Annotated in this window: 14 protein-coding genes; 12 read left to right on the top strand and 2 right to left on the bottom strand. The window is 73.5% G+C overall.

Features of this window, described 5'->3' with window-relative positions:
- Window positions 1–212 precede the first annotated feature (212 nt).
- Window positions 213–947 (top strand): hypothetical protein, encoded by a 735-nt coding sequence (locus VNL12_RS02515; RefSeq protein WP_325591225.1) that lies wholly within the window; start codon window positions 213–215, stop codon window positions 945–947.
- A gap of 100 nt (window positions 948–1047) precedes the next feature.
- Window positions 1048–2178, top strand: coding sequence for a hypothetical protein (locus VNL12_RS02510; RefSeq protein WP_325591224.1), 1131 nt, complete (start codon window positions 1048–1050; stop codon window positions 2176–2178).
- Window positions 2179–2199: 21 nt separating this feature from the next.
- Here the strand turns inward: VNL12_RS02510 and VNL12_RS02505 are convergent, their stop codons facing one another.
- Window positions 2200–4158, bottom strand: coding sequence for an acyltransferase family protein (locus VNL12_RS02505; protein ID WP_325591227.1), 1959 nt, complete (start codon window positions 4156–4158; stop codon window positions 2200–2202).
- A 229-nt stretch (window positions 4159–4387) separates the two neighbouring features.
- Here VNL12_RS02505 and VNL12_RS02500 point away from each other — a divergent pair, with 229 nt between their 5' ends.
- The 10 genes from VNL12_RS02500 to VNL12_RS02455 all read left to right on the top strand — a co-directional run bounded on the left by VNL12_RS02500 (window position 4388) and on the right by VNL12_RS02455 (window position 13578).
- Window positions 4388–5371: a hypothetical protein gene (locus VNL12_RS02500; RefSeq protein WP_325591223.1), complete on the top strand. Its 984-nt coding sequence runs from the start codon at window positions 4388–4390 to the stop codon at window positions 5369–5371.
- A gap of 77 nt (window positions 5372–5448) precedes the next feature.
- On the top strand, window positions 5449–6774 hold the full coding sequence (locus VNL12_RS02495) for an ArnT family glycosyltransferase (RefSeq protein ID WP_325591221.1): 1326 nt from the start codon (window positions 5449–5451) through the stop codon (window positions 6772–6774).
- Window positions 6775–6840: 66 nt separating this feature from the next.
- A complete protein-coding gene (locus VNL12_RS02490) occupies window positions 6841–7593 on the top strand; it encodes a DUF2520 domain-containing protein (RefSeq protein ID WP_325591219.1) in 753 nt (250 codons plus the stop codon).
- Between the two features lie 6 nt (window positions 7594–7599).
- The gene (gene panC, locus VNL12_RS02485; RefSeq protein ID WP_349257781.1) at window positions 7600–8451 is read left to right on the top strand and encodes a pantoate--beta-alanine ligase; all 852 of its coding nucleotides are present in this window, start codon (window positions 7600–7602) and stop codon (window positions 8449–8451) included.
- A 198-nt stretch (window positions 8452–8649) separates the two neighbouring features.
- Window positions 8650–9078 (top strand): aspartate 1-decarboxylase, encoded by a 429-nt coding sequence (panD, locus tag VNL12_RS02480; protein ID WP_325591216.1) that lies wholly within the window; start codon window positions 8650–8652, stop codon window positions 9076–9078.
- Window positions 9079–9235: 157 nt separating this feature from the next.
- Window positions 9236–10855, top strand: coding sequence for an L-aspartate oxidase (gene nadB, locus VNL12_RS02475; RefSeq protein WP_325591215.1), 1620 nt, complete (start codon window positions 9236–9238; stop codon window positions 10853–10855).
- A gap of 27 nt (window positions 10856–10882) precedes the next feature.
- Window positions 10883–11653 carry a class I SAM-dependent methyltransferase gene (locus VNL12_RS02470; protein ID WP_325591214.1) on the top strand — a complete coding sequence of 257 codons (771 nt, stop codon included), beginning with the start codon at window positions 10883–10885 and terminating at the stop codon, window positions 11651–11653.
- A 61-nt stretch (window positions 11654–11714) separates the two neighbouring features.
- On the top strand, window positions 11715–12332 hold the full coding sequence (locus VNL12_RS02465; protein ID WP_325591213.1) for a maleylpyruvate isomerase N-terminal domain-containing protein: 618 nt from the start codon (window positions 11715–11717) through the stop codon (window positions 12330–12332).
- Between the two features lie 188 nt (window positions 12333–12520).
- Entirely contained in the window at window positions 12521–13099 is a 579-nt protein-coding gene (locus tag VNL12_RS02460; RefSeq protein ID WP_325591211.1) for a hypothetical protein, read from the top strand.
- Entirely contained in the window at window positions 13096–13578 is a 483-nt protein-coding gene (locus tag VNL12_RS02455) for a hypothetical protein (protein WP_325591210.1), read from the top strand. Before VNL12_RS02460 ends, VNL12_RS02455 begins: the two co-directional genes overlap by 4 nt.
- Here the strand turns inward: VNL12_RS02455 and VNL12_RS02450 are convergent.
- Window positions 13575–14396 (bottom strand): class I SAM-dependent methyltransferase, encoded by an 822-nt coding sequence (locus VNL12_RS02450; RefSeq protein WP_325591209.1) that lies wholly within the window; start codon window positions 14394–14396, stop codon window positions 13575–13577. The genes VNL12_RS02455 and VNL12_RS02450 overlap by 4 nt on opposite strands.
- Window positions 14397–14626: the final 230 nt, after the last annotated feature.

Raw genomic sequence — 14626 nt, 5'->3', positions numbered from 1 at the left:
GGGGGGGGGGGGGGGGGGGGGGGGGGGGGGGGGGGGGGGGGGGGGGGGAGGAGGAGGAGGAGGAGGAGGAGGAGGATGGACCAGCGGGGCCGGTCTCGGGCGGCACGGATCCTCTGATGCCGGGAGAGGGGCCGGGGGAGGGGCCGGGAGAGGGGCCGGGGGAGGGGCGTTCGGAGCGTCCGCTCGTCGCGCGACTCGTCCCCGTGTTCGTGGTGGCCGCCGTCCTGCTCGCCGTCGCCGCCGGGGTGTTGGCCGTCCGCGACGGTGGTGGCGACGAGGAGGCCGGTGCGGGTCCCAGCACCAGCGTGTCCAGTGTCGGTCCGGCGTCGGCGGACGAGGCCCCGTCGAGCGGGCCCCCGTCGACCGACCCTGGCGCCGACGCCGACGTTCCTGCGACCGGGGGCATCGCCCTGGCCGAGGCCGACGTCGCCCTCCCGTTCGACACCGACGGGCCCCTGCCCCCCGCCGGCCCCGCCGGCGAGTGGGTGCCGGGCCGCGGCGACTGGGGCGTGGTCGACGGTCAGGTGGTTGTGGCCGCGCCGGGGGAGGATGAGGCCGTCACGTACTTCACCGCCCCCGGTCCCGACGTCGAGGCCCAGGTGACCCTGCCCTCGGCCAGCCCGGGCGCAGGGTTGGCGTTCCGGGTCGAGGACGACGCCAACTACCTCGCCTGGGTGATAGCCCCTGACGGCGGCCGGGCCGTCCTGATCCGGGTCACCGATGCCCGCCAGGTCGTCCTGCTCGACTCCGAGCCGATCGACCTCGCGCCGGGGGTCCGCCTCGGCGTCCGGACGACGGGCGCAGCGCTCGTGCTGCTCGTTGATGGTCGGGTCGTGGCCTTCGCCTCCGACGACGAGTCCCGGTCGGCCCCCGGGGTGGGCCTCGCGGTCATCGGCACCGACCAACCTCCCGTCTTCGACGACGTGGGCGCGATCTTCCGAGACTGAGCGGTCCTCGACGTGCGTGCTCGCCGCGACAGCCGCGGGACGGGGGGCCCGGGCGCCCGCACTAGGTTGTCCTACCCGGGACCGGCGAGGAGGGTTGGGGATGAGGACGGGCGATGGTGACGGCGAGGAGCGTCGGCGCGCCATCGAGATGGTGCTCGAGCGGCGGCCCGACATGGACTTCGAGGAGCTGCTCGACATCCTGGGCGAGCTCGGGATCGAGACCGACGAGCCGACGCTGGTCGCCGACCTCAACGCTCTCGGCTACGACGTCGACGAGGCGGACACCGCTGAGGACGCGCAGGACCCGGCCGACGTGGCGATGGTCGCCGGGGCCACGGCGGGCGGCCGGGAAGCCGCCCCGTCCGGCGCCGTCAGGCCTGATCCGGCCCCGTCAGCCACGGGACCGAGTGCGCTCGGTGGCACCGACGCCTTCGCCGACGGTCCCGAGCCGGTCGCGGCGCAGGGGCGTGGGTTCGCCCGTTCGGCCAACCCCACCGTCGTCGTCGCCGTCGCGGTCGTGGTGGTGGCGCTGCTCATCGCCGGGTTCCTGGCCCTCTCGGGCGGCGACGACGACGAGACCGCCGCCGAGGAAGGCGATGACCCGACCGCCGAGGCGCCCCCCACCACGGCGGCCGTGCCGCAGCGGGTGGCCCCTGCGGGCCCCGGCTCCGACCCTGCGCTCGCCGGCGACGAGCTCCGCGGCGACGACTTCGAGCGCGAGGGCCCGGGGCTGGGCGACTTCCCCGGCGTCGGTCCCTGGGAGGCGCTGGGGGGCGAGTGGCAGCTGGCCGAGGGTCGCGTCTCGCTCACCGGGCCGTCGCAAGAGGTCGGCAACGTCGTGGTCTTCGACTCGGCCAACGCTGACGTGCGAGCCCAGGTGCTGTTGGTCTCCCCCACCAACACTTCGGGGCTCGCCTTCCGGGTGCAGGACGAGGGCGACTTCTACCTGTGGGGCACCGCCCCGGAGTTCGGCTCCATCGCGTTGTCGCACGTCGTCGACGGCGTGAGCGAGGTGCTCGTCGACAGTGGGCTCGCCGACAGCGGCGGCGGCATGCCGACCCTCGGCATCCACATCGTCGGCTCCACCGTCGAGCTGCTCCACGAGGGCGTCGTGGCCGGCACCTACGACGACCTCCCGCCGGCCGAGGGCCGCACCCGCATCGGCCTCGGCATGGCCGCCGGCGATGGGAACCCCGTCTTCGACGACGTCGCCTTCAAGCCCGGCGCCTGATCGCGACCGGGCCGGTGCGGGTCAGCGCCCTGCCAGGTCGATCAGTGCCGGGCCCAGGAACTCCTCGGCGACGGTGATGGCGGTGTCCGTTGTGAGGTGGATCCCGTCGGGCCGCAGGCCCCGATCCATCTGCCCGCCGGGCTGGGCTTGGAGGTAGCCGCGATAGTCGATGAGCTCGACGTCGTCGTGGGCGGCGGCCAGGTCGCGCCCGAGGTCGTTGTAGCGCTCGATGCGTGCAGGGTCGGACTCGGGCTTCGGGGTGGCCGACGACCGGCCCCCCCGGACGCCGACCTCGATGTCGGGCACGATCACGAAGGCCATGCGGGCGCCGCCGCCCGTCAGCCGTTCGTGGACCCGCTCGAGCTCGTCGCGGAGCCGGTCCCGGAAGGCCTCGTCCTCGATGGTCAGGAACTCGTCGCTGCCGGGCAGCCGATAGGCCGCGGTCTCCCACGAGCCGGCCATCAAGACCGCCAGGTCGAGCCCTCGGGCGCCCTCGGTGTACTCCGCACCGAGGCCTGCGCACGTCTCGCTGATGTCGTCGGCCGCTCCGGCGTACCTTCGCTCGCCGTCGCTGATGAGCCCGCACCCGAGGCGGGTGGCGCCGGTCCTCACCCGAAGGTCACCGGTCGACCGGGCCCACGTCGCGGTGCCGAGGACGGTCGTCAGCGCGGTCGAGTCGCCGAAGAACGCCACGCTGGGCGCCCCGGGCTTCACCGGCACCTCCGGCGTGTCGATGATCTCCTGGAGGCTGCGCGCGCCCTCGTTGATGCGGATGAGGTCGCGTCCCGCAGGGGCGAGGGTGGGGATGGCGACCAGCACGACGACGAAGGCGGCCAGGGCGGCGAAGGCAGGTCCGGGCGGCGCGCCGAGCCAGTGGGCCTCACCGCTGCGGACCGGGCGCTCGAGCAGGGTGTAGCTGAGCGATGCGAGCCCCACGGTGACGGCGGTGCCGAGGGCGAAGGCGGCCCACAGCGGCAGGTCGAGGCGGGCGGGGGAGAGCCACTGGAAGATCGGCCAGTGGAACAGGTAGACGCCGTAGGAGATGAGCCCCAGGCTCCGCAGGGGCGCCCAGCACAGCAGGCGCTTCAGGGGCCCCGGCGCCCGCCCCCCGGTGATGAGGGCGACCGAGAGCAGAGCGTAGAGCCACAGCCCACCCCGGCCCAGCCACTCGCTGGCCTGGGGCACGAGGGCCCAGCTGGCGAGGGTCAACCCGGCTGCCGCCCACCCGAGCACCTGGACCGCTGCTCCCCGGGGTCGTCCGAGGCCCGGGCGGTCGCGGGCCAAGAGGGCCAGCATGACCCCGGCCAGCAGCTCGACCGCCCGGGTGTCGGTGCCGTAGTAGACGCGGTCTGCGCCGTCGCCCCTCTGCAGCACCAGCGAGACCAGCATCGAGGCCACGATCAGGCCGGCCACGAGACCGGGCAGCGCCCGGCGGGGGTTTCGCAGCCTGGTCGCCCCGACGACGAGCAGGGGCAGGAACAGGTACATCTGCTCCTCGATGGCGAGGGACCAGAAGTGCTGGACGAGCGAGGGCGCCTGGAACAGGTCGCCGTAGCTGCGCCCGTCGACGATGAAGCGCCAGTTCGCGACCTGGGCCACGGCGCCGAAGAGGTCGCCCCGCAGGCCGACGACCTCCTCCGGGGCGAAGGCGAAGCGGGCCAGCACCATGACCCCGAGCAGCGTCAGCAGCGAGGCCGGCCACAGTCGCCGGGCGCGCCGCACCCAGAAGCGCCGGAGCGAGATGCTGCCGCTGCCGTCGTGCTCGGCCATCAGGACACTGGTGATCAGGAAGCCCGAGAGGGTGAAGAACGTCGAGACCCCGAGGTAGCCGCCCTTGGCCCAGGAGAACCCGGCGTGGAACAGCACGACCGCGGCCACCGCCGCGCCTCGTAGCCCGTCGAGGGCGGGCTCGTACGCGAGGGTCCGTTCGGGTCCGGTCGAGGGGCTCGTCCGGGTCCGGACGACCCGCCGGCGACCCACCGTCGACGGCGGGGAGATGGTGCTCGCACCGACCGGCGGCGGGGGATCGATCGCGGTCGAACCTGCGCCACCAGCGGCCGACGTCTCGACTGGCTTCACGAGTCCCTGCTTCCTCGATCGGCCCGGCCCGGTGGGCCCTGGCGCCCCGCTCGCATGGCACGCGGACCGTAGCACCAGCCCCGCGGGCGGAGCCGAGCGAGGGTGCTCCGGCGGTTACAGTCGGCGCGCTGTGGACGAGGAGACCGAGCGCGGTGCCGAACACTCCGACCGGGAGGATGAGGGCCCCGCTCGGACCATCCGCCGCCAGGTGAAGACGGCGCCTCGCACCGGCGACGTCGCCCCCCCGCCCGAGCGCGAGCCCGATCAGGAGGTCGATCGTGGGCGTGGGGTGGATCCCGAGCGCGAGCGCAGGCTCGAACCTGTGACCGACGACGCCGACCGCAGCGAGCGAGCGTTCGCGGAGCCGCGGTCGACGGTGGCCGACGACCCCGATCCGGCGGTCGGCTCCTCGCTTCCCGCCCGACCACGGCGCCGGGGCCGAGGGCCGATCACCGGATCCCTGGCGCCGTACGCCGGGGTCCTCACCGTGGTGTGCCTGCTGCTCGTCGTGGCCATCATCGCCCTGGTCGTCGTGGTGATCGGGGCCCGGCAGCCCAACATCGTCGCCAGCACCGACCCTCAGGTCGTCGACTCCTTCGACCGGTCCGATGCCGACTCGCTCGGCGATGCTCCGGACCTCGGACCTTGGGAGGCGATCGGCGCCTGGGGCATCGTCGGGGGCACCGCCTACCTGCGCGAGCCGCCGTCGGGCGACCCCCGGGGCTTCGCCCTCCTGCCCGGCGAGCACGAGCGGGTGCGGATCGCGGCCACGCTCCGCGGCCTCGACGGCAACGGTGGGCTGGTCGCCCGCTACCAGGACCCCGGCGACCACCTCGCCCTCTACCCGGTACCGACCGCCGGCACCTGGCGGATCAGCATCGTGGTCGACGGCGAGGAGGTCGTCAGCCAGGACGTCGGGCTGGTCGACACCGACGACGGGGCCCGCGCCGAGCTGGTCGTCAACGACGCGACTGCGTTCGCCCTCATCGACGGCCAGGTGAGGGGCCGCATCCCCGTCGACCCCGCCCCTGACACCGGCCGCGCCGGGGTGACTGCGAGCCTCGAGGCCGGTGGCTCGACGCGCTTCGACGAGGTCGCCCTGGAGACCCCTTGACCGCCACGCAGGACCTCCCGTCGCCGACCACCGCCGACGGGCGCGCACCGGAGCGCCGAAGCCCCTCCCCGCTGGGCGTGACGCCGGCGACACTGCGCTTCTGGGTACCGGTCGCCGTGATCGCGCTGCTGGGGCTGGGCCTGCGCCTGGCCGTGATCCAGGCGGTGCCCACCTGCGCCGACTTCCAGACCAGTGCCGACGGCTGTCTGAGCGTGTCGACCGACTCGGGGGAGTACCTCCTCGGCGCCGAGTACCTGGCCGCCGGCAACGGCTACGTGCTGCTCCACAACGTGGAGAGCGAATCGGCCCACCACCCTCCGGCGTTCGTGACCTACCTGGGTCTCTGGTACCGAGCCGGCGTCGAGAGCCCCGAGGGCCTCCGCCGGACAACCGCCGTGCTCAGCCTCTTGACCGTGGCCCTCATGGCCTCGGTGGCCCGCAGCGTGGGAGGCCGCCACGCCGGCTGGGTGGCGGCCGGTTTCGGTGCGCTCTACCCGGCGCTGTGGGTGAACGACGTCGTGTTGATGTCCGAGTCGCTGTACCAGGTGCTCGCCGCCCTGGTGCTCGTCGCCGGCTACCAGATGTGGCGGCGGCGGAGCCTGCTCTCCGCGGTGGGTCTCGGCGTCGCGGTCGGACTGGCGGCCCTCACGCGATCGGAGGGCGCACTGCTCGGGCCTCTGATCGCGTTCCCCCTGGCGATCGGTATGGTCGAGATCAGCCGGTGGCGGCGTCTGGCGATGGTCGTGATGGTCGGGGCCGTGTCGGCTGCGCTGGTGGCGCCGTGGGTGCTGCTCAACCTCTCGCGGTTCGAGCGCCCGGTCACCATGACGACCACCACCGGCCAGAGCCTCTTCCTGACCAACCAGCCCGATACATACTACGGCGAGCGCCTCGGCTCGAAGTCGGGATACCCCCTCCTCCTCGGGTCGAGCGCGCGTGCGAAGATCGACGACGCTGACGAGTCCGATGTCGACACCCGGTTGCGGGCCGAGGCGACCGAGTTCCAGCGCGAGAACGTCGGGCGGCTGCCGGTGGTGGTCGCGGCGCGTGTCGGTCGCGTGTGGGGCCTGTACGAGACGCAGTCCATGGTGCGCGACGACCACCTCGTCGAGGGCCGGCTCAAGACCCCGTCGCGGCTCGTGTGGTGGGCCCACTACCTCGGCCTGCCCCTCGCCGCCGGCGGCGTGGTGGTGCTGTGGCGCCGGGGCTTGCCGATCAGCCCCTTGATGGCGTTGGTCGCCACCGCGACCTTCACCGCGGCGGTGAACTTCGGGCTGACCCGCTACCGGGCGGGGGCCGACGTGACGGTGTGCATCGCCGCGTCGGTCGCGCTCGTGAGCTTGGCTCGCGCCGCGCTCGGGCGGTTGGGCCCGACGCGAGGCGCCCGCCCGACGCCGGGCTGAGCGGGGCCGATGCCCGTGCCCGCCGGACCTCGGCCTGCCGGACCACCGACCGTCGGCCGACCCTCGGTGCGGATCATCGGGGGCGGCCGGGCCGGGCGTTCGCTGGGCGCGGCCCTCGGCGCGGCGGGGTGGCGCCTGGAGGGCTACCTCGGGCGCGACGACGATCCCCGCGTCGCGGCGGAGGGGGTCGACCTGCTGGTCATCGCCACGCCCGACGCGACCGTGGGCGACGTCGCGTCGCGGGTCGAGCCGGTGGCGTCGACCGTCGTGGTCCACATCTCCGGGTCGCTCGGGCTCGACGTCCTCTCACCCCATCCCCGCCGCGCGTCGGTGCACCCGCTGGTCCCCCTCCCGGATCCGGACGTCGGCGCCACCCTGCTCCGCGGCGCGGTGATGGCCGTGGCCGGTGACCCCATGGCCCGGGAGGTGGTAGGCGCCCTCGGCGGTCGGCCCGTCGAGGTGCCCGACGAGCACCGCGCCGCCTACCACGCCGCCGCATGCATCGCCTCCAACCACCTCGTCGCCCTGCTCGGGCAGGTCGAGCGGGTCGCGGCCCCGGTGGAGGTGCCGCTCGACGCGTTCCTGGGCCTGGCCGCGACCACGCTCGACAACGTCGCCCGCCTCGGGCCCGCCGCCGCTCTCACCGGACCCGCGGCCCGGGGCGACGACGCCACCCTCGAGCGCCACCGGAGCGCCCTCGCCCCCTCCGAGCGACGGGCCTACGACGCGCTGGCGGCCGAGGCGCGCCGGTTGTCGGGGCGGGGTGGCACCGGGCGGGGCGCCGCGGTCGATGCCGCCGACGACCGACCGGAGGGCTGAGCCGACGTGCAGACGGTGACGACCATCGCCGAGGTGCGGGCCTTCGCCGAAGAAGCCCGCGCTGGCGGCGGCGCCGTGGGGTTCGTGCCCACCATGGGCTACCTCCACGAGGGCCACGCCTCGCTGATGGCCGCGGCCCGGGCCGAGTGCGACCGGGTGGTGGCGAGCGTGTTCGTGAACCCGCTGCAGTTCGGCGCCGGGGAGGACCTCGGCGCCTACCCGCGTGACATCGAGCGCGATACGGCCCTCGCCGCCGCGGCGGGCGTCGATCTGCTCTTCGTGCCCGGTGCGGCCGAGATGTACCCCGGTGCCGTGGTCACGAGCGTGCGCGTGGCCGAGATCACCGACCGCTTCGAGGGCGCGACGCGCCCCGGCCACTTCGCCGGCGTGGCCACCGTCGTGGCCAAGCTCTTCGCCATCGTCGGCCCGTGCTCGGCCTACTTCGGCGAGAAGGACTGGCAGCAGGTCTGCGTGGTCCGGCGCATGGCGGCCGACCTCTCCCTGCCGGTGCGGGTGGTGGCCTGCCCCACGAGCCGCGAGCCCGACGGGCTGGCCCGCTCGAGCCGCAACGTGTACCTCACCGACGACGAGCGGTCGGCGGCCCCGGTCCTGCGTCGCGCCCTGCAGGCCGGTGCGGACCTCGTCGCCGCGGGGGTGCGCGACGCGGCGCGGGTCGAGGCGCGGGTGGCCGAGGCGGTGGCGACCGAGCCCCTCGTCGTCCTCGACTACGTCGCCGCCGTCTCCGCCGACACCCTCGCCCCGCTCGACCCCCTCGTCGGCGAGATCCGCCTGCTCGTCGCCGCTCGCGTCGGCCGCCCCCGCCTGCTCGACAACATCGGCCTCACCGTCCCCGCCTGATGGGCCGCCGTGCGGTCGACCCCAACCATCGAACTGGTCGCGGTTCCCGTCCCTCCAGGGACGGATGTCGCGACCAGTACGAGGGGGCGGGGCACGGGGCGAGGTTGTGGGAGGCGGGCCGCGCCGGGGAGGATGGAGGGAGTTGCACCGACAGGGGGGTGACCGGTCCGCCGGCGCCCACCACCAGAGGAGCCCAATGTGCGCCGTCGCATGATGAAGTCGAAGATCCACCGCGCCACCGTGAGCGACGCCGACCTCCACTACGTCGGTTCGGTCACCGTCGATCGCGACCTCATGGATGCCGCCGACCTGATCGAGTTCGAACAGGTGGCGGTCGTCGACATCGACAACGGCGCCCGCCTCGAGACCTACGTCATCGAGGGCGAGCGGGGCTCGGGTGCCGTTTGCCTCAACGGGGCCGCGGCGCGCCTCGTCGCCCCCGGTGACAAGGTGATCGTCATCAGCTACGCGGAGTACTCCGAGGCCGAGCTGGCGGCCTACGCCCCGCGCATCGTGCACGTCGACAGCGCCAACGGCATCGTCGACGAGGACACGGCCCGCTCCCTCGCCGCCTTCGACGCCCCGGCCCCCCGCCGCTACGTCGAGGTCGCCGCCCCCGCCCGCTGACGGGCGTCGTGAGAAGCCGCCTCCGATTCGGCGAACTGGTACGTCACCCGGGTGCGGGAGCCCCCAGATCGCGTACCAGTTCGAGGTTCGTCTCGGGATCGAGCTTCGACTGGGGTCCGGAGCGACGGTGCGGGCCGTCGGGCGCCAGACTGCTCCCATGAGCGACACCGCCCCGGAGCTCGACCTGCTCGTGTTGGGCAGCGGGGTCGCCGGGCTGTCCGCAGCGGTGCGGGGGGCGGATGTCCACAACATGCGCGTCGGCGTCCTGACCAAGGGTGAGCTTCCCCAGGCCACCACCCGCTGGGCCCAGGGCGGGGTCGCCGCCGTGCTCCACGACGATCCCGACTCGACCGATCTCCACCTGGCCGACACCCTGGCCTGCGGCGCAGGACTGTGCGACACCGATGCCGTGCGGGTGCTCGTCGACGAGGGGCCGTCCCGCGTCTTCGACCTCATCGCCCTGGGCGCCGCGTTCGACCGTGACCCCGACGGCACCCTGCAGCTGGCGCGCGAGGGCGGCCACAGCCAGCCCCGCGTCGTCCACGCCGGCGGGGCGGCCACGGGGGCCGAGGTCGAGCGGGCCCTCGTCGTCGCCGTGCAGCGGAGCGCCGCCGCGCTCTACGAGGACCACTTCGCCGTCGACCTGGTCACCGAGGGCGGCCGGTGCCGGGGGGTCACCGCCGTCGCCCCTGACGGCCGCTCGGTGACCGTCCGTGCCGCCAACGTGCTCGTCACCACGGGCGGCGCCGGGCAGCTCTTCGCCGTCACCACCAACCCCCTCGAGGCCACCGGCGACGGTATCGCCATGGCGTTGCGCGCCGGCGTGGCGGTGGCCGACATCGAGTTCGTCCAGTTCCACCCCACGGCCCTGCACCACGAGGCGATGCCCCGGCCGCTGCTCTCCGAGGCGCTTCGGGGCCACGGTGCCACGTTGCGCGACGGGCGCGGTGAGCGCTTCGTCGACGAGCTCTCACCCCGCGACGTTGTCAGCCGGGCCGAGCTCGAGGTGATGGTCGCCCAGGGGATCGACCACGTGTTCCTCGACGCCCGCGAGCTCGAGGACTTCGCCGCCCGCTTCCCGACCATTCACACCGCCCTTCGCGAGGTCGGCCTCGACGCCACCCGTGACCTGTTGCCCGTGGCGCCGGCCGCCCACTACACCTGCGGCGGCATCGTCACCGACCTCGACGGCTCCAGCTCGTTGCCGGGCCTATGGGCGGCGGGCGAGGCGTCGTGCACCGGCGTCCACGGGGCCAACCGCCTGGCCTCGAACTCGCTGCTCGAAGGCATGGTGTTCGGGCCGCGGGCCGTCGAGGCCATCGAGCGGGGCCAGGTCGGCGCGACGGCCACCGGGGCGATGCGCTCCGTGCTCGGCGCCGACCTCGATGGCGCGCCCGTCGGGCCCGGCACCATCGGCGGGCGGCTGATGGCCCGGCCGGAGCCGATCCCGCCGGCTGCCGGGCTGCCCACCGAGGGCTGGGACAAGCTGCGCGACGGCTTGCAGAGGGCGATGAGTGCGGGGGCCGGCGTCGTGCGCGATCGGGAGACCCTTGCGGCCGGCGGTCTGGTGGCCGACGGGGCCGCCGCCGCGGTGGCCGCAGTGGCCGGCACCGGGGCGGTCCCGTCCACCGCGGCCTGCGAGATGGCCAACCTGGCCGAGGTGGCCCGGGCCCTGGTGTCCGCGTCCGGCGCCCGCACCGAGAGCCGGGGCGCCCACAGCCGCCGGGACCACCCCGCCACCGACCCCGCCCAGCGCCATCGCATCTTCCTCGCCTGATCGGAAGGAGTGGGCGAGGATGAGGCGATGACGGACGCACCGGCGACGTACCGCTTCTACGACGACCTGGCTGTCTGGTGGCCGCTGATCTCCCCGCCCGAGGAGTACGCCGAAGAGGCCGCGTACACGGCGTCACTGATCGCTACCGCAGCCGTCCCCGTCCGCGAGGTGCTCGAGCTCGGCAGCGGCGGCGGCCACAACGCGGTGCACCTCAAGGCCGACCTGGAGCTGACCTTGGTCGACCTCTCCGACGAGATGCTCGCCGCGTCCCGGGCGCTCAACCCCGAGTGCACTCACCACCAGGGCGACATGCGCACCGTCCGGTTCGATCGCCCGTTCGAAGCCGTGCTGGTGCACGACGCCGTCGACTACATGGTGACCGAGGCCGACCTGCGGCTCGCCGTCGCCACCGCCTTCGTCCACTGCCGGCCGGGTGGCGTCGCCGTCTTCGTTCCCGACGCCACCCGGGAGACCTACGTCGACGACACTGACCATGGCGGCCACGACGGTCCCGACGGGCGCGCCGTCCGCTTCATGGACTGGACCTGGGACCCCGACCCGACCGACTCGTGGGTCCTCACCGAGTACGCCTTCCTCCTGCGCGACCCCGACGGCACCGTCCACTCCGTGCACGAGACCCATCGCCTCGGCCTCTTCGGCGCGGAGGAGTGGCTCGGGATCCTGTCCGACGCCGGCTTCGTCCCTCATGCGGTCACCGAGGAGACCACCGAGGATCGGACGCCCCGCCAGATCTTCGTGGCCCACCGTCCGAGCCCCGAGCCCGGCGCCGAGCGATGAGTTCCGCCCTGCTGATCGGTCTTCCTGCGGTGACCGATCACCACCCGAGGAGAGCGACCTGATGAGCAACCCGGACCTGGAACCGGCGGCCCGACGCATGGCCGCTCTGATCGGCGGCGTCTCGGACGAGATGCTCGACCGGCCGACTCCGTGTCCCGACTACCGGCTGGGCGACCTCGTCGAACACGTCGTCGTCCACCACTTCGCCACCAAGGCCGGGTTGCGCCAAGCCGTGGACGACGCCGTGCTCACCGCGTTCGAGGCCGCCCTGGCCGCCGTCGACACCCACGGCGCCCCGGCGGAGGTCAGCGAGAGGCTCAACCAGGCCGTCGCCGGCATCATCGGTGGTGACCGGGCGGTAAGCGACTACCTCGGCCGCAGCCTGTTCGAGGCCACCGGCGCCAGCCAACGGCTCTTCGACGCCCTGACCAATCTGGTGACCGCCGGGCTCGACGACCTGGAGGAGGCCGGCCTCGTCCGCCCGGGGACCGACCGCACGTGGCGGGCCTACACCGTGCTGTTCATCGTCCTGGGGCCGATCGTGCTCAGCCGGCAGCTCGAGGCCCGCCTCCGCACCGATGCCTTCGCCCCCGATGTCGTGAGCGCCCGGAGCGCGGCCAACATCGACATCCTCCAACACGGCCTCTTCACCCCCGACGACCCCCGCCCCCGGATGTAGGCCGCAGCGGTCATCGTGGTCGGTCCAGGACGCACCGTCATGGCCGCAGAGGTCCGCGCCGCCCTTGGGTCGTCGTTCCTACCGGCCTCGACCGTTCACCCCACGGGCCCCGAGCCCCGGCCCCGCGGCACGTGTGATTCGACATCGCCGCATGACACCTTCTGAAATGGAACGATAAGATTCCGTTAGTGCACCCTTTTCCACTCGTCCGCACCGAGGCGCAAGCTCGCCTGCTCGCAGTGCTGTTCGAGCACCGCGGCGTCAGCCGACCACTTGGCCAGCTCGCCCGCCGCGCCGGCGTCCCCGGTCCGACTGCGAGCAAGGAGGTGGCACGGCTGGCCCGCATGGGGCTCGTCACCACCGAGGCCATGGGGCGCATGAGGATCGTCAGCGCCAACTGGGACCTCCCCTGGGCCGATGAGCTGGCCCGCATCCTCGACCAGACCGTGGGTGTGGTCGCACAGATCGAAGGTGCCCTTGCGGAGGTTGGCGGCGTCGACGAGGCCTTCATCTTCGGCTCGTGGGCCGCGCGTCGGGCCGGCACAGCCGGACCCCCCCCTCACGACATTGATCTGCTCGTCATCGGTGATGCCGACTACGACGACCTCCGCACCGCCATGAGGGATGTCGAGGAGCGGGCGGGGCTGTTCGTGGATCCCACGGTCGTCGACGCACCGCGGTGGAGCGCGGCAGAGGATCCGTTCGTCGTGACCGTCAAGGAACGTGAGCTGGTGGCGCTGCGCGTGCCCAGGGCCGCGAGACCATGAGCACGCCCCAGGGCGAACCCGACCAACCGCCCCGATCGGCCTGGCTCACCGAGATGCTCGCCGAGCAGAAGGTCAGCAGGGTCGGGATCCAGCGCGGGCGGGCAGGCGATCTACTCACCCAGGCGAGGCGCCACGTCGATTCGGCTGACCGTCTGGCCACGGAAGACCCCACCCTCGCTCTCGCTGCGTGCCACGACGCGATCCGCAAGGCGATCGACGCTCACGCTGGCGCCCTCGGCTATCGGATCCAGAACAGACCAGGTCACCACCGAACGGTCCTGGAGTATGCCCGACACCAGCTCGATGAGGTGATCACGTCGGCCGAGGTCGACGAGGCGGACAGGCTGCGGCTCCGCCGGCACAAGGCCGAGTACGGCGAGATCCTCTCCGGCGCCTTGGGCGAGCCCGAGATCCGTCGCTACATCGATGCCGCTCGACGGATGGTCGTCGCCATCACCGGGGCGGTGGCGACGGTCTAGCCGGGCCGGCCGGGCAGCGCCGGCTCCACCCCCGCTGATGCGGATCGCCTGCGTGACATCGCGGCGTGCCGCCCGGCGATCACGTGGAGCTGCGAGCCCAGCCACCGGTAGGGGTCCCGGCGGCCCGCCTGATCCTCGGCGTCGAGCAGCAGGGCGATCTCGTCACCGGCGGGGACGCCCATCTCACCGGGCACGGCGTCGTTGAACACGCGCACACCGAACCACTCGATCATCTCGAAGCCGGCGGCGCCCAAATCGACTTCGACGTCTTCGAGGCGGTCGGCGCGGGCGGCCACGCCGATCTCGTTCACGTAGGCGTCGGTCTCGAGCGACGCCAGGGCACCCGCCCAGTCGCGACGGAGACCGGGCCGCATCGCCAGGGCGTGCCCGTTGCGGAAGGTGATCGACAGGCGTCCGTGCGGCGCCACGCGCGTTGCGAGCGCATCGATCGCGCTCGCCCGGTCGTCGAGGTACATGAGGAGGCCGTGGGCGCACACCAGGTCGAAGGTCCGGTCCACGAGCACGTGGTTGATCTGGGACAGCGATCCCGGCAGCAGCTCCACCTCGACACCGGCGGCCGCGGCCGCGGCGGACGCCCGATCGAGCAGCTCGGCGGACGGGTCGAGGCCGGTGACCTGGCATCCCCGGGCCGCCAGACGGACCGCCTGCGTCCCCTGACCGCACCCGACGTCCAGCACGGTCGCCCCCGGCCCGGCGTGAGGCGCCAGCTGTCGGGCGATCACCTCCTGGCGGATCACGTTGCGGAGGTTGCCCACCCGCTCGATCCAGAGGCGCTCACCCGCCCCGAAGTCGCCCACACGGGCATCATCCCACGATCGTCGCGAGCCCCTCGGATGCCCATCGTCGGTCGGTCGACCAGAAATTGCGTACCTGAGTCGCGCCGGGCCTGACGTTCCGCACTTCTCGGGGGCGTTATGCGCCCCCACTTGTCATGGCGTGGTGGGGGCGTTGGTGTAGGTGTCGGCGGGGATGCCGAGGAGGTCGAGGACTTGGTGTTGGAGGGGTGTGAGGGTGGGTTCGAAGTCTT

The organism is Iamia sp. (assembly GCF_035575815.1).
Taxonomy (GTDB): Bacteria; Actinomycetota; Acidimicrobiia; order Acidimicrobiales; family Iamiaceae; genus Iamia.
The sequence above is the reverse complement of the archived record's forward strand: the minus strand, read 5'-3'. Positions and strand labels throughout refer to the sequence as shown.